This is a genomic window from Saccharothrix variisporea (assembly GCF_003634995.1).
In the GTDB taxonomy this organism is placed as follows: domain Bacteria; phylum Actinomycetota; class Actinomycetes; order Mycobacteriales; family Pseudonocardiaceae; genus Actinosynnema; species Actinosynnema variisporeum.
Genome location: NZ_RBXR01000001.1, coordinates 6,770,758 through 6,793,140 on the forward strand (window position 1 = coordinate 6,770,758; position 22,383 = coordinate 6,793,140).

Consider the following 22,383-nt stretch of genomic DNA (forward strand, 5'->3'; position numbering starts at 1 on the left):
CGGTGATGGGTGCGGGGTCGTGGGGCACGGCCTTCGCGAAGGTGCTCGCGGACGCGGGCACGGACGTCGTCCTGTGGGCCCGCCGGGCGGAGGTCGCCGACGAGATCACCCGGTCCCGGGTGAACTCCGGTTACCTGCCGTCGACCGTGCTGCCGGCCAACCTGGTCGCCACGCACGACCCGGAGAAGGCGTTGGACGGGGCGCAGGCCGTTGTGCTGGGCGTGCCGAGCCAGACCCTGCGGGTGAACCTGGCCGAGTGGAAGCCGTTGCTGCCGGCCGGCGCCACGCTGGTGAGCCTGGCCAAGGGTGTCGAGTTGGGCACGTTGAAGCGCATGAGCGAAGTCGTGCGCGAGGTCGCCGACGTGCCCGAGGACCAGGTGGCCGTGGTGTCCGGGCCGAACCTGGCCAAGGAGATCGCGGCCGAGCAGCCCACCGCGACGGTCATCGCGTGCACCGACCACGACCGGGCGGTGGACCTCCAGCACGCCTGCTCCACCTCGTACTTCCGGCCCTACACCAACGTGGACGTCGTCGGCTGCGAGCTGGGTGGGGCGTGCAAGAACGTCATCGCGCTGGCGTGCGGCATGGCGGCCGGGCTCGGGTTCGGCGACAACACGATGGCCTCGATCATCACGCGGGGCTTGGCGGAGACCGCGCGGTTGGGCGCGGCGCTGGGTGCGGACCCGTTGACCTTCGCCGGGCTGGCGGGCCTGGGTGACCTGGTGGCGACCTGCGCGTCCCCGTTGTCCCGGAACCGGACCTTCGGGGAGCGGTTGGGGCGCGGCGAGACCGTGGCGCAGGCGCAGGAGGCCGCGCACGGGCAGGTGGCCGAGGGTGTGAAGTCGTGCTCGTCGATCCGGGAGTTGGCGGCTCGGTTGGGTGTGGACATGCCGATCACCGATGGCGTGCACCGGGTGTGCCACGAGGGGTTGGACCCGCGGCTGTTGACGGCTGCCCTGTTGGAGCGCGAGCGGAAGGCCGAGCGGCAGTGAGCGAGTGGGGTGACGGGACGCGGGTGGTGCACTCGGTGCCGGCGGTGGCGGGGGAGCCGTTCGGCAGCAGTCCGGTGTTCGCCTCGGCGTACCACCTGGGCGGCTCGGACACCTACGGTCGGCCGCACAACGCGACCTGGCGGGCGTTGGAGGCTGCGCTCGGGGCGCTTGATGGTGGTGAAGCCGTGTTGTTCCCATCGGGGATGGCGGCGATTTCCACTGTGTTGAGGGTGCTGCTTGCGCCCGGGGACACGGTGGTGGTGCCGTCCGACGGGTACTACCTGACCCGGACGCTGGTCGCCGAGATGCCGGTGAAGGTCGTCGAGGTGCCCACCGCTGGGCCGTACCCGTCGTTCGAGGGCGTGCGGTTGGTGTTGCTGGAGTCGCCGTCGAACCCGGGGTTGGACGTGTGCGACATCGCGGCGCTTGCCGAGCGGGCGCATGCCGGTGGGGCGTTGGTGGCGGTGGACAACACGACGGCCACGCCGTTGGGGCAGCGTCCGCTGGAGTTGGGCGCGGACATCGTGGTGAGCAGTGACACCAAGGCGGTCGCCGGGCACAGCGACGTGTTGCTGGGGCATGTGTCGACGGCGGATGCCGGGCTCGCGGAGAAGGTGCGGGCGGCGCGGACGGTCGGGGGCGCGATTCCGGGGCCGTTCGAGGCGTGGCTGGCGCACCGGGGGCTGGGGACGCTGGACCTGCGGCTGGCTCGGCAGGCGGAGAACGCGGCGGCCCTGTACGCGGTGTTGAAGGACCACCCGGCGGTGCGCGGGTTGCGGTGGCCGGGGGCGGTCGAGGACCCGGCGCACGAGGTGGCTCGTCGGCAGATGCGGCGGTTCGGCGGGGTGTTGACCTTCGAGTTGGCGTCCGCGGAGGCCGTGGCCGGGTTCGTGGAGCGGTCGGAGTTGGTGGCGGCGTCCACGAGTTTCGGTGGGCTGCACACGACCTTGGACCGGCGGGCGCAGTGGGGTGACCCGGTGCCCGAAGGGCTGGTGCGGATGTCCGCCGGGTGCGAGGACACGGCCGATCTGGTGGCCGACGTGCTCAAGGCCCTTGATCACCCGGAGGGCTGAAGGTCCGTCCCGAGGCGTGGGAGGGCTTGCCCGGGGAGGGGCGGGCTGTCACCCTCTTGGCATGTCCTTCCGCGCCATGAGCAACGGGCGGGGTCACATCGACCTCAGCCTCGTCGCCAGCGCGCTCTGTTCCTGTCGGTGATCGACTCGCGTCCTGTGGGCTGACGGCTCACGCTTTCCGCACATCACCGAAGAAGGAACCATGTTCGCCGTTCCGGAGAACACCATCGCCCTGCCCCAGTCGCACGCCGCCCTGCACCCGGTGCGGATCGCGCTCGACGTGGCCGCGCGGCGGGAGCGCTGGGCCCACCTGCTGCGCTACGACCCCGACACCCGCTTCGCCGCGCTGGTCGAGAAGACCGAGCAGCAGGAGGTGTGGCTGATGAGCTGGCTGCCCGGCCAGTCCGCCGACCTGCACGACCACGGCGCGACCAGCGGGGCGTTCACCGTGGTCAGCGGCGCGTTGACGGAGGTCGTCGCGCCCGGACCCCGGCAGGTGCTGCACCACCTGGTGGCCGGGCAGTCGCGCGTGTTCGGGCCGAACTACGTCCACCAGGTCCGCAACGACGGCGCGGACCCCGCCGTCACGATCCACGTGTACCGCGACGGCGAGCGCACCATGCGTCCGTTCCGCTTCGACCCGGTGGCCGGTCCGCTATCCCTGTGACGTGCCGCTGCGGCGGGTGACGTGCTCGGGCACGTCCCACTCGCCGACCAGTGCCGGGTCGGGCTCGGGCTTGCCCCACGTCGAGTGCAGCGGCAGCACGCCGGCCCACTTCTCGTTGGCGGCGACGTCGACGTCCTCGTCGCCGGGCGGGCCGGAGCGGATCTTCACCGACGCCTCGGTGAGGTCCAGCGCCAGCACGGAGGTCGCGGCCAGCTCCTTGGGCGTGGGCTTGCGGGCGTAGTCCCACGAGCCGGGCGCGATGTGGTCGGTGAGCACCCGGAGGGCGTGCGCCTTCTCCTCCGGGTCGGTGACCGGGACGGCGGTGCCGTGGACGACGGCGGAGCGGTAGTTCATGGAGTGGTCGAACGCCGAGCGCGCGTAGACCACGCCGTCCACGATCGTCACGGCCACGCACACCGGGATGCCGGTCGCGGCCTCGCGCAGGCTGCGCGCGCCGGTCGAGCCGTGCAGGAAGACCCGGTCGCCGTCGCGGCCGAAGCCGGTCGGCAGCACGAGCGGAGCGCCGTCGACGACCACGGCGAGGTGGCAGAAGAGGGCGTTGTCGAGGACGGCGTGCAGGGCGGCCCGGTCGGTGACGGCCCGGTGCTTGCCGCGCTTGATCGTGCTGCGGTCGGTCGGGGACAGCGGCGTGGTCATGGCGGAAGCGTCGCGGGTAAAGTGGCCTTGTTCAAGGGCCAATTTCGACGTGATCTGGGAGGCCACTTGTGGCCGAAGCTGCGCTGCCCGTGACGTTGGACCGGGCCTCCGCCGAACCGCTGGCCGTCCAGCTCGCCGACGCCCTGCGCACGGCGGCGGCGGACGGGCGGCTGCGCCTGGGCGACCGGCTGCCGTCCACGCGGGCGCTGGCCGAGCGCCTGGGCGTGAGCCGGACCGTGACGGCAGCAGCATACGAGCAGCTGCACGCCGAGGGCTGGATCGCCGGTCGGCACGGGTCGGGGACGTACGTGACGACCACCCCGCCGGGTGCGCTGAAGTCCAAGCCGCGCAAGGCGCCGGTGTCGCGTGCGCCTGTCGACGTGGTCGACCTGGCCCCCGGTGCGCCGTGGGCGGAGGGGTTGGACCGGGCGGCGTGGCGGCGGGCGTGGCGGGCGGCGGCGGACGCGTTGCCGCTGTTCCGGCCGCAGCGCGGGGGACTGCCCGAGTACCGGGCCGTGGTCGCCGAACACCTGCTGCGGCACCGGGGGTTGGCGGTGCGGGGTGGGTTGAGCGACGAGCAGGTCCTGGCGACGGGTGGGACGACGGCGGCTTTGGTCGAGTTGGCGGCGGCGGTGTTCAAGCCCGGTGACGCGGTGGCCGTCGAGGAACCGGGTTACCAGCGGGCGGTGTGGGCGTTGCGGTCGGCCGGGGTGAAGGTCGTGCAGGCGCCCGTGGACGAGGAGGGGTTGCTGGTCGAGGGCGTGCCGGCGGGCGTGCGCGGCGTCTACTGCTCGCCGGCCCACCAGTACCCGATGGGCGGCCGGATGTCGGCGGCGCGGCGGGTGGCGCTGGTCGAGCGGGCGCGCGCGGAGGGGTGGCTGGTCGTCGAGGACGACTACGACGGCGAGCTGCGGTTCGACGTGGCGCCGCTGCCGTTGCTGGCGGCGTTGGCACCGGACGTCGTCGTGCACCTGGGGACCACGAGCAAGATCCTGACGCCGACGTTGGGCGCCGGGTGGATGGTCGCGCCCGAGCGGATCGCCGCGGACGTCCTGGCGCACCGGGACCGGACCGGCACCAGCCCGTCGGCGGCCGGGCAGCGGGTGCTGGTCGAGCTCGCGCGGCACGGTGACCTGGGCCGGCACCTCCGGAAGCTGCGGCGCGAGCTGTCGGAACGACGGGCGCTGGTGGCCTCGACGTTGGCCGCGGCGGGCGTGGCCGTGCTGGGGGACGACGCCGGCGCGCACGTGGTGGTGCTGTTGGAGGACGCGGCGGCCGAGCGGGAGCTGCTGGCCTCGGCCGAGGCCCGCGGGTTCCGCCTGGACGGCCTGGCGCGGCACCACGCCGGTCGGCCGAAGGTGTTCGGGGTGGCGATCGGGTACGGCGCGTGCTCGCGCGCCGAGCTCGACCGGGCGCTGCCGGTGTTGGTGGAGCTGCTGGGATCGCGCGTTACGCCATCCGGGTAGGGTCGCGAACCATGACACGAAAGACCAAGGTCGCCGTCGTGTTCGGCGGGCGCAGCAGCGAGCACATGGTCTCCTGCCTGTCCGCCGGCAGCATCCTCCCGCACCTGGACCGCGAGCGCTTCGAGGTGGTGCCCGTCGGCATCACCCAGGAGGACGGCCGGTGGGTGATCGGCGCCGACGACACCAAGGCGCTCGAGGTGCGCGACCGCAGGCTCCCGTCGGTGAACTCGCTCGTGCCGGTGTCCGGCGGCCAGCTGGTGCCCGTGTCGCCCGACGAGGTGCTGTCCGACGTGGACGTGGTGTTCCCCGTGCTGCACGGTGCGTGGGGCGAGGACGGGACCATCCAGGGTCTGCTGGAGCTGGCGGCCATCCCCTACGTGGGGCCGGGCGTGCTGGCTTCGGCCGTGGCGATGGACAAGGAGTTCACCAAGCGGCTGCTGCAGGGTGCGGGGTTGCCGGTGGGTGACTTCGTGGTGCTGCGGCGGGACCAGGAGACCCTGTCGGCGGACGAGCGTTCGCGGCTGGGGCTGCCGGTGTTCGTGAAGCCCGCTCGGGCGGGGTCTTCGGTCGGCATTTCGAAGGTCGTCGACTGGGGGCACCTGGACAGCGCCATCGCGCTGGCCCGGAAGACGGACCCGAAGGTCATCATCGAGGCGGCCGTGTCCGGGCGCGAGGTCGAGTGCGGGGTGTTGGAGTTCCCGGACGGTCGGGTCGAGGCTTCGCTGCCGGCGGAGTTGCGGGTCGTCGGCGGGGCGGTCGACTGGTACGACTTCGACGCCAAGTACCTGGACGACGTGTGCGAGTTCGACATCCCCGCGCGGCTGGAGCCGCACGTGGCGGAGTCGTTGCGGGAGATGGCCATCACCGCGTTCCGGGCGTTGGACTGCCAGGGGTTGGCGCGGGTGGACTTCTTCGTGACCGATTACGACGAGCTGGTGGTGAACGAGGTCAACACGATGCCCGGGTTCACCCCCATTTCGATGTACCCGCGGATGTGGGCCGAAACCGGCGTCGACTACCCGACTTTGTTGAGCACCCTCATCGACACCGCTATCGCCCGCGGCACCGGATTGCGCTGACGCTTCGCTCCCTCGGAAGGGCGCCGTTCTTGTCGGTGCCCCGTGGGACAATGGAGACGGGGGCCGGAGGCCACGCCTGCTCCCGCCCGCCCAGTGCCTCCACGCGACCGCCGGCCCCTCGCCGACCCCGCGACCCGCCGCCGACACTCGCCAGCGACACCCGCTGGCGGCACTCGCCGCCGACACCCGCTGGCGACCGCCGCTGGCGGCACTCGCCGCCGGTCCTCGCCGCCGACGTCCACCGCCGACACCGGCCGCCTAGTCCCGCCGCCCGGCCGCCCAGGCACCGTCACGCCGCCCAGCCGCCGTCCCGGCACCGCCCGCTGGCACGGCCCGGCACCGCGCGCCGGCACGGCCCGCGGGCACGGCCCGCCGGCACCGCCCGGCACGGCCCGCCGGCACCGCCCGGCACGGCCCGCCGGCACCGCCCGGCACGGCCCGCCGGCACCGCCCGGCACGGCCCGCCGGCACGGCACGGCCCGCCGGCACGGCACGGCCCGCCGGCACGGCACGGCCCGCCGGCACGGCACGGCCCGGCACGGCCCGCGGGCACGGCCCGCCGGCACCGCCCGGCACGGCCCGCCGGCACGGCCCGGCACGGCCCGCCGGCACGGCACGGCCCGCCGGCACCGCCCGGCACGGCCCGCCGGCACCGCCCGGCACGGCCCGCCGGCACGGCCCGCCGGCACGGCCCGCCGGCACGGCACGGCACGGCCCGGCACGGCCCGCCGGCACGGCACGGCACGGCCCGGCACCGCCCGCCGGCACGGCACGGCACGGCCCGCGGGCACCGCTCGGCACGGCCCGCGGGCACCGCTCGGCACCGCCCGCCGGCACGAGCCGTGGCGGTCGGCAGAGGGGTCGCAGGCCGGGTCAGCCCTTGGTGTCGACGGGGACGGCCGGCAAGGTGTCCCTGATCGTCGTCGAGATGTCCTGCAGGGGGCCGGTGCCGGCGTCCGCGGGCACGGTCAGGGCCACGTAGGCGGGGCGGTCGACCACGTACCAGGTGGAGGCGTCTGCTTGTGAGATCACCAGCCACTGGACGTCCGAGATCAGGCGCAGGTCCGAGGTCTGGGTCAGCTCGCTCGGTCGGTCCAGGCCGCAGCGCAGGACGATCGGCTCGTGCTTCGCGTCACCCCACGCCACGGCGCCCGCCGGGGCCGGGGCGGCCAGTTCCCGGCGGGGCATCTGGACGCCGTTCGAGACCAGTTGCATCGGGAGCTTGCTCAGCAAGGCCTTGCACTCCTCGGACTCCGCCTTCGGCGCGGGCACGGGGACCAGCGCCACCGGGCCGGAACGGTCCGCGGTGGGCCCTGCCGGGTCTTCCTTGCCGCCCGTGCCCAGGAACAGGCCCACGGCCGCCACGCCCGCCGCGAGCAGAGCGGGAAGGCCGATGGCCACCGCCAGCAGCGGGCGGGGGAGCAGGGATGTGGGTTCGGGTTCCTGTGCCACCCCGTTATGACAACACGGGCCTACAGGTGGACCACCGGGCAGGTCAGTGTTCGGGTGATGCCCTCGACGTTCTGGATGCGGGCGACCACGAGCTGTCCCAACTGGTCCACGGTGTCGGCCTCGGCGCGGACGATCACGTCGTACGGGCCGGTGACGTCCTCGGCGGTGGCCACGCCGGGGATGCCGGAAATCTCTGCCGCGACGGCGGCTGCCTTGCCGACCTCGGTCTGGATGAGGATGTATGCGTGCACCACGGCGTGCCCCTTCGTCGCGACAGGTCAGATCGGGGTAGGAACGTGGTCAGCAACGTACCCCAGTTGGGGTTCCGAATGCTCAGAACGGGAGGCAATCTTGCGTCCGGAGCCGCCGCTGAACGCGGACACGGTCGCTGAAGTGGGTGAGTTCGGTCTCATCCGCCGGGTGACGGCCGGTCGGACGCAGCCGCCGACGACCCTCCTCGGACCGGGGGACGACGCGGCCGTCGTGGCCGCCCCGGACGGGCGTGTCGTGGTGTCCACCGACGTGCTCGTGGAGGGTGTCCACTTCAGACTCGACTGGTCGTCTCCCGAGCAGGTCGGCCGCAAGGCGGCGGCCGTCAACCTGGCCGACGTCGCGGCCATGGGAGCCGTGCCCACGGCCCTCACCGTGGGCCTGGCCTGCCCCTCCGACACGCCCTCCGCGGTGGTCGAGGGGATCACCGCCGGGCTGTGGCAGGAGGCCGCCGCCGCGGGGGCCGGCGTGGTGGGTGGGGACATGGTGTCCTCCGCAACACTGGTGATCTCCGTTACTGCCATGGGCGACATGAACGGTTTGGAGCCCGTCACCCGGTCGGGAGCCCAAGTGGGTGATGTCGTGGCGGTGTGCGGACGGTTGGGCTGGGCGGCCGGTGGGCTCGCGGTGTTGCAGCGCGGTTTCCGGTCGCCGGTGGCGGTCGTCGGGGCGCAGCGGAACCCCGAACCCCCGTACGCGGCGGGACCGCAGGCGGCGGCGGTCGGGGCGACGGCGATGATCGACGTCTCGGACGGGCTGCTGGCCGACCTCGGGCACATCGCGGACGAGTCGGGCATCGGCATCGACATCCGCACCGAGCTGCTGGAGGTCCACCCGCGACTGCTGGACGTCGCCTCGGCGCTGGGCGCGGACGCGCGGCACTGGGTGCTCACCGGGGGTGAGGACCACGCGCTGGCGGCGACGTTCCCGGACCCGAAGGTGGTGCCGGACGGCTGGCGCACCATCGGCACGGTCCGGCACGGCGGCGGCGTGACCGTGGACGGGCGGGTCTACGAGAAGCCGCCCGGGTGGGAGCACTGGCGATAACGCCTGGACGGCGGAGTTAGGGTGGTTCGTGTGGAACTATTCACGCGGGCGTATGACCATCCAGACTCGGTGAAGTTGATCGCGGACCTCCAGCAGGTCTTCGTGGTCCGCTACGGCGACGAGGACGTCACCCCGGTCGACCCGGCGCAGTTCGCCGCGCCGCGGGGGCACTTCGTCGTCGGCTACCTCGACGGCGTCCCGGTCGCGTGCGGGGGTTGGCGGGCGCACGACGTGGCCGACGGCTCGATCCGGCCCGGCGACGCCGAGATCAAGCGCATGTACACCGTGGACTCCGTGCGGGGGCGGGGTTTGTCGCGCCAGGTGCTCGCGGAGCTGGAGTCGTCGGCGCGGGCGGTCGGGCGCACCCGCATGATCCTGGAGACCGGCACGCGCCAGCCCGAGGCGATCGGGCTCTACGAGAGCAGCGGGTACGAGCGCATCGACAACTTCGGCGTGTACCGGGATCATCCGGAGAGCCTCTGCTTCGGCAAGGAGCTGTAGCGGGCCGAGGGGTCTTGTGCGCGCAGTGGTCGACCTACCGCGAGATCTTCGTTCGATCGACTGAGATAAGGTCCACCGCCGTGGCACGTCCCCTTGAGGAAATTGTCGAGGCCGGGTGGGCGCGCGCTCTCGCGCCGGTGGCCGATCAGATCGCGAAGATGGGCGAGTTCCTGCGCGCGGAGGTGGCCGCGGGGCGGACCTACCTGCCGGCCGGGGAGAACGTGCTGAGGGCGTTCCAGCAGCCGTTCCACGGGGTGCGGGTGTTGATCGTGGGGCAGGACCCGTACCCGACGCCCGGGCACGCGGTGGGGTTGTCGTTCTCGGTGTCGCCGGAGACGCGGCCGATCCCGAAGTCGCTGATCAACATCTACAAGGAGTACATGGACGACCTGGGGCACCCCAAGCCGTCGAACGGTGATCTGACGCCGTGGACCGAGCAGGGCGTGCTGTTGCTCAACAGGGCGCTGACGGTGCAGCCGGGCAAGTCGAACTCCCACCAGGGCAAGGGGTGGGAGGCGGTGACCGAGCAGGCGATCAAGGCGTTGGCGCAGCGGTCGGAGCCGTTGGTGGCGATCCTGTGGGGGCGCAACGCGCGCAACCTGCGGCCGATGCTGGAGCCGTTCCCGTGCATCGAGTCGGCGCACCCGTCGCCGTTGTCGGCGGCAGCCGGGTTCTTCGGGTCGCGGCCGTTCTCGCGGGCGAACGAGCTGCTGGTGCAGCAGGGCGCCGAGCCGATCGACTGGAAGCTGCCCTGAAGCCGGTCTGAGTAGCCCCCTGCACGCCGAAAGGCCCCCGGAGCGGACTCCGGGGGCCTTCGACAACGCTCGGACGCGGCCTCAGCCGCGAACCACCTTGCCCGCCTTCAGGCACGAGGTGCACACGTTCAGCCGCTGCCGCTGCGAAGACGAGACCTTCGCGCGCACGGTCTGGATGTTCGGGTTCCACCGGCGGTTGGTGCGCCGGTGGGAGTGCGAGACCGACTTGCCGAAGCCCGGCCCCTTGCCACAGACGTCGCACACGGCAGCCACGTCAGCCACTCCTTAAGGTTTCTCCAGCGGTACTCACGCCCCGGCGGGCGCGCAAGCGTGCACAAGCCTCAGCCGGGCATGGCAACCTGGACAGGGTAGCCCGTCGCCCACCACGCCTCCAAACCGGGGCCCGCCGGGATCGAATACCCTCCCCGCCATGCAGGTTCTCGACGCGGTGGCGGTGCGCCGGTGGGCGGACGCGTGTGTCCGGTCGCTGGACGCCGAGCGTGACGAGATCGACCGCATCAACGTCTTCCCCGTGCCCGACGGCGACACCGGCACGAACCTGTCCCAGACCATGCGCTCCGCCCAGGACTCGCTGCTCCGCGCGAGAACCGATGACGCTGGTCAGGCGCTTGCCGCACTGGCCAGAGGGGCGTTGCAAGGAGCGCGGGGGAACTCCGGGGTCATCCTCTCCCAGGTGCTGCGAGGGCTGGCGGAAGCGGCCCAGGGGGTGTCCGAGGCGGGTGGCGCGGCCATTCGCACGGCGTTGAAGAGGGCCGACGAGCTGGCCACGGCCGCCGTGTCCAAGCCTGTTCCGGGGACCGTCCTCACCGTCCTGCACGCCGCCGCCGAGGCCGCCCGCGACTGCCCCTCCGACGACCTGGACCAGGTCGTCACGGCCGCCGCCAAGGCCGGGGGCGAGGCACTGGCCGACACGCCCCGCCAGCTCGCCGTCCTGGCCAAGGCCGGGGTGGTGGACGCGGGCGCGCGGGGGCTGGTCGTGCTGCTGGATTCCCTGGTGGCGGTCATCACCGGGCAGCCGGTCGAGCACGTGCGGAAGAGCTCCGCGCCGCCGCGCACGGCCGAGGCCCTGACCACCGCGCGCGAGGCCGGGTCCACCGACTTCGAGTACGAGGTCATGTACCTGCTCGACGACCCGCAGGACCCCGAAGAGCTCAAGCAGCGGCTCACCGCGCTCGGCGACTGCGTCTCGGTGGTCGGCGACGGCGCGGGGCTGTGGACCGTGCACGTCCACTGCAACGACATCGGCGCGGCGATCGAGGCCGGGGTCGAGCAGGGCCGGCCGCACCGGATCACCGTCGCCCGGTTCGCCGACCAGGTCGAGGCGCAGGCCGTCCGGTTCAGCCGGGACCGCGCGGTGGTCGTGGTGGTGGACGGCGAGGGGGCGCGGGAGTTGTTCCGGGCCGAGGGGGCGGTGGCCGCGGCGCCGACCGACGACCCGGCCGACCTGCTCGCCCTGATCGCGGGCACCCGCGCCCGGCACGTCGCCGTGCTGCCCACCGCCGAGGACGTGCGCGGTCCGCTGGACGAAGCCGTCGCCTACGCGGTCGCCGCCGGGCAGGACGTCGTGGTCGTGCCCGCGTTCTCGCCGGTCCAGGCGCTGGCCGCGCTCGCCGTCCACGACCCGCAGCGCCGGGCCGGGGACGACGTGGTCGCCATGGCCGAAGCCGCCGCGGCGACCCGGCGCGGCGAGGTGCGCATCGCCGAGCGCGAGGCGATCACGTGGGTGGGCCGGTGCGAGCCCGGCGACCTGTTGGCCATGCAGGACGGCGAGGTCGTCATCGTCGAGCCCGCGGGCGCGGACCCGGCGGCGCTGGCGTGCCGGCTGGTGGACCGGATGCTCGCCGGCGGCGGCGAGCTGGTGACCGCACTGCTGGGCGAGGACGCCCCCGAAGGGCTCGCGGAAACACTCGAAAGCCACCTCAGGATCGCCCATCCGGAGGTTGAAATCACGACGTACCACGGTGGACAGCCCGGCGCCGCACTCGTTGTCGGTGTCGAGTAGTTGAATGGTCGGCGATGACGACCTTCGACGACAAGCTGGTGTCGGTGCTGGGCGGGAAGAGCGCCGACGCGCTGGAGAGCGGACTCGGCCTGACGACGGTCGGTGAGCTGCTGCGGCACTACCCGCGCCGCTACGACGAGCGCGGGAAGCTCACCGAGATCAAGGGCCTGGAACTGGGCGAGCACGCCACCGTCCAAGCACGCGTGAAGAGCGTGCGGCACCGCAGGATGAAGAGCCGCAGCGGCGAGCTGCTCGAGGCCGTGATCACCGACGGGTCCTCGGACCTGCACCTGGTGTTCTTCGGCCGCGGGTCCCGCGCCGTGGAGCGGGAGCTGTTGCCCGGTCGGGAGGCGATGTTCGCGGGCAAGGTCGGCATGTTCAACGGCAAGCTCCAGCTCGCCCACCCGGACTACCAGGTGCTCGACGACGCTGCCGACGACGCCGCCGCCAAGTTCGCCGGGGCGTTCATCCCGGTCTACCCGGCGGCGCAGGGCATCCAGTCCTGGCACGTGTCCAACTGCGTCGAGCAGGTCCTGGCGGTGTGGGAGGGGCTGGACGAGGACCCGCTGCCGCAGCGGCTGCGCGAGTCGCAGGACCTGATCCCGCTGGAGAAGGCGCTCCGGTTCGTCCACCGCCCGGAGAGCTGGGCCGAGATCACCCTCGCGCAGCAGCGCCTGAAGTGGGACGAGGCCCTGGCCGTGCAGCTCGCGCTGGCGCAGCGCCGCAAGTCCGCCACCGCCCGGCCCGCGCCGGCGTGCCCGCCCAAGCCCGGCATGGTCCGGGACGCGTTCGACGCGCGGCTGCCGTTCACGCTCACGCGGGGCCAGCAGGAGGTCGGCGAGGCGATCGCGCGCGACCTGTCCGGCGAGCACCCGATGAACCGCCTGCTGCAGGGCGAGGTCGGTTCCGGCAAGGCCCAGCCGCTGGACGCCCTCGTGCTCACCCCGGAGGGCTTCGTGCCGATGGGGGAGATCGAGGTGGGCGCGGAGGTGATCGCCGCCGACGGCACCACGACGACCGTCACCGGCGTGTTCCCGCAGGGCGAGCGGGAGGTGTACCGGGTGGTGCTGTCGGACGGGAAGTCCGTCGAGTGCGACCTGGAGCACCTGTGGCAGGTGCACACCGGCGAGGTCAAGACGCTGCGCGAGCTGCGCGACGACCTCTACGACCTGGGCGGCACGCCGAAGTGGCGGTTGCCGATGGTGGTCGCGCCCGACGTGGACTGCGTCGAGCTGGCGCCGGTGAAGGAACGCCACGAGCTGCTCCAGGGCCTGCTCACCACGGGCGGCCGGTGCGACGGCGTGGACGTCGTGTTCCGCACCGAGTCGGAGAACCTCGCCGAGTACGTCAGCGAGCTGGCCGAGTCGCTGGGCGGCACGGGGTCGATCGCCTTCGGCTACGAGCTGCACGAGGTGACCGTGCGGCTGCCCGAGGAGTTCCCGCCGTTCCGGGACGCCCTCGACCGCACCGCGCCGCCGGTGCGCCGCATCGAGGCGGTCGAGTTCGTCGGCGTGAAACCCGTGCAGTGCATCTCGATCGCGCACCCGTCCCGGCTGTACGTGACCGACCACTTCGTCGTCACCCACAACACGATGGTGGCGCTGCGGGCGATGCTCCAGGTCGTGGACGCGGGCCGGCAGGCCGCGATGCTCGCGCCCACCGAGGTGCTGGCCGCGCAGCACGCCCGGTCGTTGAGCGAGCTGCTGGGCGACCTCGGCCAGGCGGGCGAGCTGGGCGCGGCCGAGCACGCGACCCGGGTGACCCTGCTGACCGGGTCCATGGGCACCGCGCAGCGCAAGAAGGCGCTGCTGGAGATCATGACCGGCGAGGCCGGGATCGTCGTCGGCACGCACGCCCTGATCCAGGACAAGGTCGAGTTCCACGACCTGGGCCTGGTCGTGGTGGACGAGCAGCACCGGTTCGGCGTCGAGCAGCGGGCCGCGCTCAGCGGGCGCGCTTCGGGGTCCACGCCGCACGTCCTGGTCATGACGGCGACCCCGATCCCGCGCACGGTCGCCATGACCGTCTACGGCGACCTGGAGGTCTCGGCGCTGCGCGAGCTGCCCGCGGGCCGGTCGCCGATCAGCACGTCGGTGGTGCCGGTGGCGCAGAAGCCGTCCTGGCTGGACCGGGCGTGGCAGCGCATCCACGAGGAGGTCGGCAAGGGCCACCAGGTCTACGTGGTGTGCCCGCGCATCGGCGACGGCGAGTCCGAGGAGGACGCGCCGCCCAAGAAGGACGACTCGTCGGACCGCAGACCGCCGCTGGCCGTCGTGGACGTGGCGCAGAAGCTGTCCGACGGGCCGCTGCACGGGTTGCGCATCGCGATCCTGCACGGCCGGATGCCCCCCGACGAGAAGGACGCCGTGATGCGGGCGTTCGCGTCGGGCGAGGTGCAGGTGCTGGTCGCCACGACCGTGGTCGAGGTCGGCGTGAACGTGCCGAACGCGACCGTCATGGTGATCATGGACGCCGACCGGTTCGGCGTCAGCCAGCTCCACCAGCTGCGCGGCCGGGTCGGCCGGGGCAGCGCGCCGGGGCTGTGCCTGCTGGTCACGGAGATGCCCGACGGAACCTCGACCATGGAGCGGCTGCGCGCGGTGGAGTCCACACTGGACGGGTTCGAACTGGCCCAGCTCGACCTGGAGCTGCGCCGCGAGGGCGACATCCTCGGCGCGGCCCAGTCGGGCAAGCGGTCGGGGTTGAAGATGCTCTCGCTGCTGCGCGACGAGGACGTGATCGCGCAGGCCAGGATCGTGGCGACCGAGGTGGTGGACGCCGACCCGGACCTCGCGGAGCACCCGGGTCTCGCCGGCCTGGTGGCCGGGCTGCTGGACGAGGAACGGGCGGAATACCTGGAGAAGGCGTAACGACGATGCCCGGGGACCAGACCGAGACAGAGGACCGCACCACGGCGGCCGACGCCCAAGCGCGCGACGTCGCCCAGCTGAGCGACTACGCGCGGGCGCACGCGGAGGCGCTGGAGGTGCTGCGCGGCCGGCCGGACATGAGCGACCTGGTCGTGCGGTCGATGGTGCCGGGGTGGTTGGCCACGCGGTACCTGTGGTCGATGGAGGCCTCGGGTGCGGTGATGCTGCTGGCCGGCGTGCTGTCGTGGCTGGCCAACCCCGGGCCGTGGTTCCTGCACGCCGTGGACCTGCTGCTGCTCGTGCTGGGCGGGGCCACGATGGTGCGCGTGTGGCACGAGGTCCGGCACCGGCGGGCGGAGGCCATGCGGCTGCGCGAGCACGGTCCCGACGAGTGCGACACGCTGGTCGACTCCGGCGTGGTCTTCCACGCGCGGCCGTGGTGGCGACGGTTGTTGGGGCTGCTGTTCGACCTGGCCGTGGTCGCGCTGCCGGTCGTGGTGGCGGTGCGGGCGTGGACGGTCGGGGACCCCGGGCAGAAGCTGTTCTCCGTGCTCGCGGTGGCGTGCGTGCTGCTGGGGTCGGCGCTGATGGTGCACTGGGCGCGGACCGGGTGGCAGTGGCGGCGGGCGTTCCTGTGGGAGTTCGACCTGGACCTGCCGCCGGTGCGCCAGGAATGGCAGGTCCTGCTCCGCTGAGGAGAAGCGGGCCGAGCTGGAGGCGCTGGAGATCAACGAGAAGGTCCGGGTCGCGATCCAGGTGCAGTCGGTCCGGGTGGAGGAGGAACGGGCCAAGCTCGGGCAGCTGCTCAGCGTCATGCCGATCGCGCAGGCCAGGGACATGCTGATGGGACTGCTGGAGCAGAACCCGCCTCGACCGCGCGCGGTGGGGGAGTAGTAGCGTCCGCACACTGTGCGCCGTCTGCTGCTCGTGCTGGTCCCGTTCGTGCTGGTCGCCTGCACGACCGGCACCGACCCGGCCCCGCCCACCGCGTCCTCGCCGCCCAAGGGCGACCTGGCCGTGCTGGCGGAGAAGATCGACCAGCGAAGGGCCGAGCTCAAGACCGCGCGCTTCCACACCGAGGGCTTCGCATCCGACGGCGCGTCCACCGAGGTCCGCAGCGTCGTGGACGGCACCGTGCGCCAAGAGCCCGAAGGCATCACGGGCACGATGGCGATGACCATGACCACAGCCGGCCAGACCCGCAAGATGGACCTCGTGATCGCCCGCGAGGGCCTGTACGTGCACGTGGACGGCGCCCCCATGCCCGAGGGCAAGAAGTGGGGCCTGTACACGTCCGGCAACAGCTCCGAGGTAACGGCGTTGCTGCGCGGCTTCGGCCCCGGCGCGACCGTGGGCGCGGAACTGGACTACGTGCAGCCCAGGGCGGCGCTGATCGTGTCGAAGACGTCCGAGCCGGTCGACGGAGTGGCGGCAACCCGGTACGACCTGGTCGTGGACCCGCTGAAGATGGCGAAGGTCATCAAGGACGCGGACATCCAGCTGCAACACACGCAGCTGGCCGAGCACGGGGTGGCGATCAACGCGGTGGTGTGGGTGGACGACGCGGGAACGCCGGTGAAGGCGGAATACCGGTTCGAACTGGACGGCAAGGTGGTCAAGCAGTCCACGACCCGCTTCACAGAGTGGGGCGGCAAGTTCGACGTACCCCTACCCCCAGCGGCCGAGGTAATCCCAGCCGACCAACTCCCCCGCTAGCCACCCTCCACGCAGCGCGCTCTTCGGCGAAGCCGGCGAGTCGGCAGTCCCCGGCGAAGCCGGCGAGTCGGCAGTCCACCGGTGAGGACACAACCCAACTTGGGCTTCTTGCTTTTGTCATCTCCGTATGGCCTGCCCGAAGGGCTACCACATTTTCCAGGGGTTGCAGCCGAAAGTTTTGCGAGGAACGAGCAAAAGTTTTAGCGGCAACCCCTGGAAAATGTGGTAGGCTCCGCCAGGCCATACGGAGATGACAAAAGCAAGAAGCCCCCGCCGTTGCAGTTGAGTCATCTTTGGTGGCCTGCCCGCCGGCGAGGCGCTTTTCGCTTTTCGCTTTTTGCTTTTAAGCGCTTTAAACCGGAACGCTCCGCTCTCAAGCCGAACGCGCTTCGCGCTGGTACGCGCTGCGCGCTCTCAAGATCAAAAGATCACAAGCGGCGCTCGCCGCGCGGCAGGCCACCAGCGGGGGGTGAAGGGCGTCGGTTCCCCCGCCGTATGGCCTGGCGGAGCCAACCACATTTTCCAGGGGTTGCCGCTAAAACTTTTGCTCGTTCCTCGCAAAACTTTCGGCTGCAACCCCTGGAAAATGTGGTAGCCCTTCGGGCAGGCCATACGGCGGGGGAACCGAGGCCCTCCACCTGTGGTTGGGACCACCACACGCAAAAGCCGCGCTGCGCGCGCCGGAAAGAAAGCGCGCGCTGCGCGGAGGGCGGGCTGGAGATCTAGTTTCGCTTCGGGATTCGGAGTTGCTTCGTCGGCTGTTCCGACTCCGGGGTTTCGGGCTTGGCCGGCGCGTCCGCTTTCGCCGTGTCCTCGTTCGCTTCGCCGGTCTCGCTCGACTCGCCGTCGATCGGGGACAAGGCCGCTACCGCGTTCAGGACCGCTTCCTGGGCCGCCGTGAACTGCTCGGTCAGCGCCTTGTGGACCGTGTGCAGCTCGGTCAGCTTCCGGTCCGCTGCCGTGATGCGCTCGTCGGCGTAGCTGTCGGCGTCGGCGATCTTCTTCTCCGCCTCGGCCGACGCCTCGGCGAGCCGCTTCTCGGCTGCCGCCTCAGCGTCCGCGACCGCCTTTTCCGCCTTGGCCAGGGCCTCCGCCTCCAGGTCCGCGACCTGCTTGGCGGACTCCTCGCGCAGCTTCTCGACCTGGGTCTTCGCCTCTTCCAGCAGCCGGGCCGCCTCGGCCTTGGCCTCCACGACGTGCACCTCGTGCTCCTTGCGGAGGGTGGTGCGGAGTTCGTCGTACTCCTTGTCGAGGTCGTCGTGGTAGCCCTTGTACTTGGCGTCGAGGTCCACCCGGCGCTTTTCCAGGTCCTTGGTCTTCTCGTCGAACTCGGCGGCCAGGCGTTCGTGGTCGGCCCGGGTCTGGGCGAGCAGGGCCTCGTGTTCGGCGGTCAGCTTGGCGCGCAGGTCCTCGTGCTGCTTCTCCAGCTCGGCGCGGCGCTCCTGGTACTGCTGTTCCAGCTCCGCCGTGCGCTGCTGGTGGGCCGCCTCCAGCTGCTTCCGGCGTTCCTCGACCTCGCCCATCGCGCGCTGGTGGGCCGCGCGGCCCTCGGCGGCGAAGCGTTCGGCTTCGGCTCGGGTGGCGTTGGCCTGGTCGACGGCGCCCTGGCGGATGTCGGCGATCTCCTCCTCGGCCAGGGTCATCATCACGCGCACGCGTTCGGTGACGTTCGAGGCGTTGACCGGGCTGTTGGCCAGGTTGCCCAGTTGCGCCTTGACCTTGTCCAGCTCCGCGCGGGTGGTGTTGAGGAGCTTGGTCAGCTCGCCCACCTGGGCCGCCGCGGCGTCGCGGGCGCGGTTGGAGTTCTTCAGGTCGAACTCCAGGCGTGTCACGCGCTCGTTGACCTGCCGCTGGTTGTACCCGCGCAGAACGACGTCGAAGTGGGTGCGGGCAGCAGGCTGCCCCGTCCCTTCAGCCCCGGCCATGTGCCCAACCCTACCGAGAAGTCGACTCCGCCATTCACCCGATGCAGCGAACACGCTGTAACGGGTCGGTGCTCGTGCGCTCACAGTCCACCGCACTCGGCCCGGTCCCGCAGTGCGAGCCGTTCGGTCGGGGGCTGCATGCGGGACGTCCGCACGGGACAATCCTGGCGGCCGTGACCTCGCTCGACCGGACGAAACCCCCGATCGGGATGATGTCCGTCACGTGGGATGGAGCTCCCGACCAGCGGGAACCACACGGTAGCGTGCCTTGAACTCCGACTGACCTGGGAGGGAACGCCGAATGTTCCGCAAGGTTCTTGTCGCCAACCGCGGCGAGATCGCGATCCGGGCTTTTCGCGCTGCCTACGAGCTGGGCGCCGGCACCGTTGCCGTCTTCCCCCACGAAGACCGCAACTCGCTGCACCGGCTCAAGGCGGACGAGTCCTACGAGATCGGCGAGCCCGGCCACCCCGTCCGGGCCTACCTTTCCGTCGACGAGATCATCAAGGCCGCCCGCAAGGCCGGCGCCGACGCGGTGTACCCGGGTTACGGCTTCCTGTCGGAGAACCCCGAGCTCGCCAAGGCGTGCGCGGACGCCGGCATCACGTTCGTCGGTCCGCCGTCGGACGTGCTGGAGCTGACCGGCAACAAGGCACGCGCGATCGCCGCCGCCCGCGAGGCCGGGCTGCCGGTGCTCAAGTCCAGCGCGCCGTCCAGCGACGTCGACGAGCTGCTGGAGGCCTCGAAGGACATCGACTTCCCGGTGTTCGTGAAGGCCGTCGCCGGCGGCGGTGGGCGCGGTATGCGGCGCGTGGAGGACCCGGCCGCGCTGCGGGAGGCTCTGGAGGCCGCGTCCCGCGAGGCCGAGTCGGCGTTCGGCGACCCGACGGTGTTCCTGGAGCAGGCCGTCGTCGAGCCCCGCCACATCGAGGTGCAGATCCTCGCCGACGGCGAGGGCAACGTGATCCACCTGTTCGAGCGGGACTGCTCGGTGCAGCGCCGCCACCAGAAGGTCATCGAGATCGCGCCCGCGCCCAACCTCGACCCGGAGCTGCGCGAACGCATCTGCAACGACGCCGTCCGGTTCGCCCGGCACATCGGCTACCGCAACGCGGGCACCGTCGAGTTCCTGCTCGACCCGCAGGGCCGGTACGTCTTCATCGAGATGAACCCGCGCATCCAGGTCGAGCACACGGTCACCGAAGAGGTCACCGACGTCGACCTCGTGCAGTCCCAGATGCGCATCGCCTCCGGCGAGACCCTCGACGACCTCGGCCTGAGCCAGGACACCGTGCAGCTGCGCGGCGCCGCCCTCCAGTGCCGGATCACCACCGAGGACCCGGCCAACGGGTTCCGCCCCGACACCGGCATGATCAGCGCCTACCGCTCGCCGGGCGGCTCGGGCATCCGGCTCGACGGCGGCACCACCGGCGCCGGCACGGTCGTCAGCGCGCACTTCGACTCGATGCTGGTCAAGCTGTCCTGCCGCGGCCGGACGTTCGCCGCCGCCGTGGCCCGCGCCCGGCGCGCCGTGGCGGAGTTCCGCATCCGCGGTGTGTCCACGAACATCCCGTTCCTCCAGGCGGTGCTGGACGACGAGGACTTCTACCAGGGCCGCGTCACCACCTCGTTCATCGAGAAGCGCCCGCACCTGCTCACCGCCCGCCACTCGGCCGACCGCGGCACGCGCCTGCTGACCTACCTGGCCGACGTGACGGTCAACAAGCCCAACGGCCCGCGCCCGTCCGCGGTGGACCCGAAGGAGAAGCTGCCCGTCGTCGACCTGGGCGTCGAACCGCCGGCCGGGTCCAAGCAGAAGCTGACCGAGCTGGGTCCGGAGGGCTTCGCCCGTTGGCTGCGGGAGAGCAAGGCGCTGGCGGTCACGGACACGACGTTCCGCGACGCCCACCAGTCCCTGCTCGCGACCCGCGTGCGCACGAAGGACCTGCTGGCCGTCGCGCCCCACGTGGCCCGCCTGACGCCGCAGCTGCTGTCCCTGGAGGCGTGGGGCGGCGCGACCTACGACGTGGCGCTGCGGTTCCTCGCCGAGGACCCGTGGGAGCGGCTGGCGGCACTGCGCGAAGCCGTACCCAACATCACCCTCCAGATGCTGCTGCGGGGCCGCAACACGGTCGGGTACACGCCGTACCCGGAGGCCGTGACCTCGGCGTTCGTGGAGGAGGCGACGAAGACCGGCATCGACATCTTCCGGATCTTCGACGCGTTGAACGACGTCGAGCAGATGCGCCCGGCGATCGAGGCGGTGCGGGAGACCGGGACGGCCGTCGCCGAGGTGGCGCTGTGCTACACGGCCGACCTGTCCAACCCGGACGAGCGGCTCTACACGCTCGACTACTACCTCAAGCTGGCCGAGCAGATCGTCGGCGCGGGCGCGCACGTGCTGGCCGTGAAGGACATGGCGGGCCTGCTGCGCCCGCCCGCCGCCGCACGGCTGATCACCGCGCTCCGCAAGGAGTTCGACCTGCCCGTGCACCTGCACACGCACGACACGGCGGGCGGCCAGCTGGCGACCTACCTCGCGGCCATCCAGTCCGGTGTGGACGCGGTGGACGGCGCGGTGGCGTCCATGGCCGGGACGACGTCCCAGCCGCCGCTGTCGGCGATCGTCGCGGCCACCGACCACACCGAGCACGCCACGGGCCTGTCGTTGCAGGCGGTGTGCGACATCGAGCCGTACTGGGAGGCCGTGCGCAAGGTGTACGCGCCGTTCGAGTCCGGCATCCCCGGGCCGACCGGTCGCGTGTACCACCACGAGATCCCCGGCGGGCAGCTGTCCAACCTGCGCACCCAGGCGGTCGCGCTGGGCCTCGGGCAGAAGTTCGAGGAGATCGAGGCCATGTACGCGGCGGCGGACCGGATGCTCGGTCGGCTGGTGAAGGTGACGCCGTCGTCCAAGGTGGTCGGCGACCTGGCGCTGCACCTGGTGGGCGCGGGCGTGTCCCCGAAGGACTTCGAGGCCGACCCGGGCCGCTTCGACATCCCGGCGTCGGTGGTCGGCTTCCTGTCCGGCGAGCTGGGCGACCCGCCCGGCGGCTGGCCGGAGCCGTTCCGCAGCAAGGCGCTGAAGGGCCGCGCGGCCCCGAAGGGCGTGGCGCAGCTGACCCCCGAGGACGAGGCCGGCCTGGCGTCGGACCGCCGCAACACCCTCAACCGCCTGCTGTTCCCGGCCCCCACCAAGGAGTTCCGCGCGCACCGCGACGCCTACGGCGACACGAGCGTGCTGGACAGCAAGGACTTCTTCTACGGCCTGCGGCCGGGCGAGGAGTACCAGGTCGACCTGGAGCCCGGCGTGCGCCTGCTGATCGGCCTGGAGGCCATCGGCGAGGCGGACGAGCGCGGCATGCGGACGGTCATGGCCACGCTGAACGGCCAGCTCCGCCCGATCCAGGTGCGCGACCGGTCCATCGCGGCGGAGATCCCGGCCGCGGAGAAGGCGGACCGGACCAACCCGGACCACGTGGCGGCCCCGTTCGCCGGTGTGGTCACGCCTTCGGTGGCGGAGGGCGACTCGGTGGAGGCCGGCCAGACGGTGGCGACCATCGAGGCCATGAAGATGGAGGCGGCGATCACCGCGCCGAAGGCGGGTCGCGTGAAGCGGCTGGCCGTGGGCGGGGTGCAGCAGGTGGAAGGTGGCGACCTGCTGATCGTGCTGGAGTAGTCGCGAGTCCACTCGACGGGCCGGGCACCTGCGTGGTGCCCGGCCCGTCCTGTGTGTCCGTTGCGGACGCTTGTGAAGCTCCTGTTAGGAATCACTCCGTTTGGCCTATTGCCGCCGGATCACCCGGCTGGACATGATTCGCCGCAGGTCGGGGGCACGGCCCGGGTGACCGCCGGGCACTTGTCAGGGGGGCTTCACTTTGCATGCGCCA

19 protein-coding genes are annotated in these 22,383 nt (G+C 72.1%); 14 read left to right on the forward strand and 5 right to left on the reverse strand.

Annotated features, from left to right (window positions below; translation table 11 throughout):
• The first annotated feature begins 5 nt into the window (after positions 1 to 5).
• The 3 genes from DFJ66_RS30830 to DFJ66_RS30840 all read left to right on the forward strand — a co-directional run bounded on the left by DFJ66_RS30830 (position 6) and on the right by DFJ66_RS30840 (position 2,732).
• Entirely contained in the window at positions 6 to 992 is a 987-nt protein-coding gene (locus tag DFJ66_RS30830; RefSeq protein ID WP_170200243.1) for an NAD(P)H-dependent glycerol-3-phosphate dehydrogenase, read from the forward strand.
• Positions 989 to 2,065, forward strand: a complete 1,077-nt coding sequence (locus DFJ66_RS30835) for a cystathionine gamma-lyase (protein ID WP_121226338.1) — start codon at positions 989 to 991, stop codon at positions 2,063 to 2,065. The genes DFJ66_RS30830 and DFJ66_RS30835 overlap by 4 nt, the downstream gene beginning before the upstream one ends.
• Positions 2,066 to 2,267: 202 nt before the next feature.
• Entirely contained in the window at positions 2,268 to 2,732 is a 465-nt protein-coding gene (locus tag DFJ66_RS30840) for a cysteine dioxygenase (RefSeq protein ID WP_121226340.1), read from the forward strand.
• Here the strand turns inward: DFJ66_RS30840 and DFJ66_RS30845 are convergent.
• Positions 2,721 to 3,389 (reverse strand): pyridoxamine 5'-phosphate oxidase family protein, encoded by a 669-nt coding sequence (locus tag DFJ66_RS30845; protein WP_121226342.1) that lies wholly within the window; start codon positions 3,387 to 3,389, stop codon positions 2,721 to 2,723. The two genes, DFJ66_RS30840 and DFJ66_RS30845, sit on opposite strands and share 12 nt — an antisense overlap.
• 89 nt (positions 3,390 to 3,478) lie before the next feature.
• Here DFJ66_RS30845 and pdxR point away from each other — a divergent pair, with 89 nt between their 5' ends.
• Positions 3,479 to 4,855: a MocR-like pyridoxine biosynthesis transcription factor PdxR gene (gene pdxR / locus DFJ66_RS30850; protein ID WP_397556319.1), complete on the forward strand. Its 1,377-nt coding sequence runs from the start codon at positions 3,479 to 3,481 to the stop codon at positions 4,853 to 4,855.
• 11 nt (positions 4,856 to 4,866) lie between these two features.
• Positions 4,867 to 5,934, forward strand: coding sequence for a D-alanine--D-alanine ligase family protein (locus tag DFJ66_RS30855; protein WP_121226347.1), 1,068 nt, complete (start codon positions 4,867 to 4,869; stop codon positions 5,932 to 5,934).
• An 873-nt stretch (positions 5,935 to 6,807) separates the two neighbouring features.
• Here the strand turns inward: DFJ66_RS30855 and DFJ66_RS30860 are convergent.
• Positions 6,808 to 7,386, reverse strand: coding sequence for a DUF3515 domain-containing protein (locus DFJ66_RS30860; RefSeq protein WP_121226349.1), 579 nt, complete (start codon positions 7,384 to 7,386; stop codon positions 6,808 to 6,810).
• A gap of 20 nt (positions 7,387 to 7,406) precedes the next feature.
• Positions 7,407 to 7,640 carry an Lrp/AsnC family transcriptional regulator gene (locus DFJ66_RS30865; protein ID WP_015104517.1) on the reverse strand — a complete coding sequence of 78 codons (234 nt, stop codon included), beginning with the start codon at positions 7,638 to 7,640 and terminating at the stop codon, positions 7,407 to 7,409.
• A gap of 97 nt (positions 7,641 to 7,737) precedes the next feature.
• On the opposite strand from DFJ66_RS30865, the gene DFJ66_RS30870 reads away from it, so the two are divergent.
• From DFJ66_RS30870 to DFJ66_RS30880, 3 genes are all read left to right on the forward strand, one after another.
• On the forward strand, positions 7,738 to 8,703 hold the full coding sequence (locus tag DFJ66_RS30870; protein WP_121226351.1) for a thiamine-phosphate kinase: 966 nt from the start codon (positions 7,738 to 7,740) through the stop codon (positions 8,701 to 8,703).
• 69 nt (positions 8,704 to 8,772) lie between these two features.
• Complete coding sequence (locus DFJ66_RS30875) at positions 8,773 to 9,204, forward strand: GNAT family N-acetyltransferase (protein ID WP_397556320.1); 432 nt, start codon at positions 8,773 to 8,775, stop codon at positions 9,202 to 9,204.
• 80 nt (positions 9,205 to 9,284) lie between these two features.
• The gene (locus DFJ66_RS30880; RefSeq protein ID WP_121226355.1) at positions 9,285 to 9,959 is read left to right on the forward strand and encodes a uracil-DNA glycosylase; all 675 of its coding nucleotides are present in this window, start codon (positions 9,285 to 9,287) and stop codon (positions 9,957 to 9,959) included.
• Positions 9,960 to 10,040: 81 nt separating this feature from the next.
• Here the strand turns inward: DFJ66_RS30880 and rpmB are convergent, their stop codons facing one another.
• Positions 10,041 to 10,232 (reverse strand): 50S ribosomal protein L28, encoded by a 192-nt coding sequence (gene rpmB / locus DFJ66_RS30885; protein WP_015804671.1) that lies wholly within the window; start codon positions 10,230 to 10,232, stop codon positions 10,041 to 10,043.
• A 157-nt stretch (positions 10,233 to 10,389) separates the two neighbouring features.
• Between rpmB and DFJ66_RS30890 the strand changes: the two genes are divergently transcribed.
• The 5 genes from DFJ66_RS30890 to DFJ66_RS30905 all read left to right on the forward strand — a co-directional run bounded on the left by DFJ66_RS30890 (position 10,390) and on the right by DFJ66_RS30905 (position 16,568).
• Entirely contained in the window at positions 10,390 to 11,982 is a 1,593-nt protein-coding gene (locus tag DFJ66_RS30890; protein ID WP_121226357.1) for a DAK2 domain-containing protein, read from the forward strand.
• 14 nt (positions 11,983 to 11,996) lie between these two features.
• Positions 11,997 to 14,852, forward strand: a complete 2,856-nt coding sequence (locus DFJ66_RS30895) for a helicase-related protein (RefSeq protein ID WP_121226359.1) — start codon at positions 11,997 to 11,999, stop codon at positions 14,850 to 14,852.
• A 5-nt stretch (positions 14,853 to 14,857) separates the two neighbouring features.
• Positions 14,858 to 15,547, forward strand: coding sequence for a hypothetical protein (locus DFJ66_RS30900; RefSeq protein ID WP_121226361.1), 690 nt, complete (start codon positions 14,858 to 14,860; stop codon positions 15,545 to 15,547).
• 76 nt (positions 15,548 to 15,623) lie between these two features.
• Positions 15,624 to 15,746 (forward strand): hypothetical protein, encoded by a 123-nt coding sequence (locus DFJ66_RS45150; RefSeq protein ID WP_281276651.1) that lies wholly within the window; start codon positions 15,624 to 15,626, stop codon positions 15,744 to 15,746.
• Between the two features lie 15 nt (positions 15,747 to 15,761).
• Complete coding sequence (locus DFJ66_RS30905) at positions 15,762 to 16,568, forward strand: SCO4651 family lipoprotein (RefSeq protein WP_121226364.1); 807 nt, start codon at positions 15,762 to 15,764, stop codon at positions 16,566 to 16,568.
• A 722-nt stretch (positions 16,569 to 17,290) separates the two neighbouring features.
• Here the strand turns inward: DFJ66_RS30905 and DFJ66_RS30910 are convergent.
• The gene (locus DFJ66_RS30910; protein WP_121226366.1) at positions 17,291 to 18,493 is read right to left on the reverse strand and encodes a coiled-coil domain-containing protein; all 1,203 of its coding nucleotides are present in this window, start codon (positions 18,491 to 18,493) and stop codon (positions 17,291 to 17,293) included.
• A 301-nt stretch (positions 18,494 to 18,794) separates the two neighbouring features.
• Between DFJ66_RS30910 and DFJ66_RS30915 the strand changes: the two genes are divergently transcribed.
• Positions 18,795 to 22,172 carry a pyruvate carboxylase gene (locus DFJ66_RS30915; RefSeq protein WP_121226368.1) on the forward strand — a complete coding sequence of 1,126 codons (3,378 nt, stop codon included), beginning with the start codon at positions 18,795 to 18,797 and terminating at the stop codon, positions 22,170 to 22,172.
• Positions 22,173 to 22,383: the final 211 nt, after the last annotated feature.

What these genes read in the sequence shown, in the direction of transcription:
- DFJ66_RS30830 (WP_170200243.1), top strand. Translation starts at nt 6, where the DNA reads ATGGGTGCGGGGTCGTGGGGCACGGCCTTCGCGAAGGTGCTCGCGGAC.
- DFJ66_RS30840 (WP_121226340.1), top strand. Translation starts at nt 2,268, where the DNA reads ATGTTCGCCGTTCCGGAGAACACCATCGCCCTGCCCCAGTCGCACGCC.
- DFJ66_RS30845 (WP_121226342.1), bottom strand. Translation starts at nt 3,389, where the DNA reads ATGACCACGCCGCTGTCCCCGACCGACCGCAGCACGATCAAGCGCGGC.
- DFJ66_RS30855 (WP_121226347.1), top strand. Translation starts at nt 4,867, where the DNA reads ATGACACGAAAGACCAAGGTCGCCGTCGTGTTCGGCGGGCGCAGCAGC.
- DFJ66_RS30890 (WP_121226357.1), top strand. Translation starts at nt 10,390, where the DNA reads ATGCAGGTTCTCGACGCGGTGGCGGTGCGCCGGTGGGCGGACGCGTGT.
- DFJ66_RS30895 (WP_121226359.1), top strand. Translation starts at nt 11,997, where the DNA reads ATGACGACCTTCGACGACAAGCTGGTGTCGGTGCTGGGCGGGAAGAGC.
- DFJ66_RS30900 (WP_121226361.1), top strand. Translation starts at nt 14,858, where the DNA reads ATGCCCGGGGACCAGACCGAGACAGAGGACCGCACCACGGCGGCCGAC.
- DFJ66_RS30910 (WP_121226366.1), bottom strand. Translation starts at nt 18,493, where the DNA reads ATGGCCGGGGCTGAAGGGACGGGGCAGCCTGCTGCCCGCACCCACTTC.
- DFJ66_RS30915 (WP_121226368.1), top strand. Translation starts at nt 18,795, where the DNA reads ATGTTCCGCAAGGTTCTTGTCGCCAACCGCGGCGAGATCGCGATCCGG.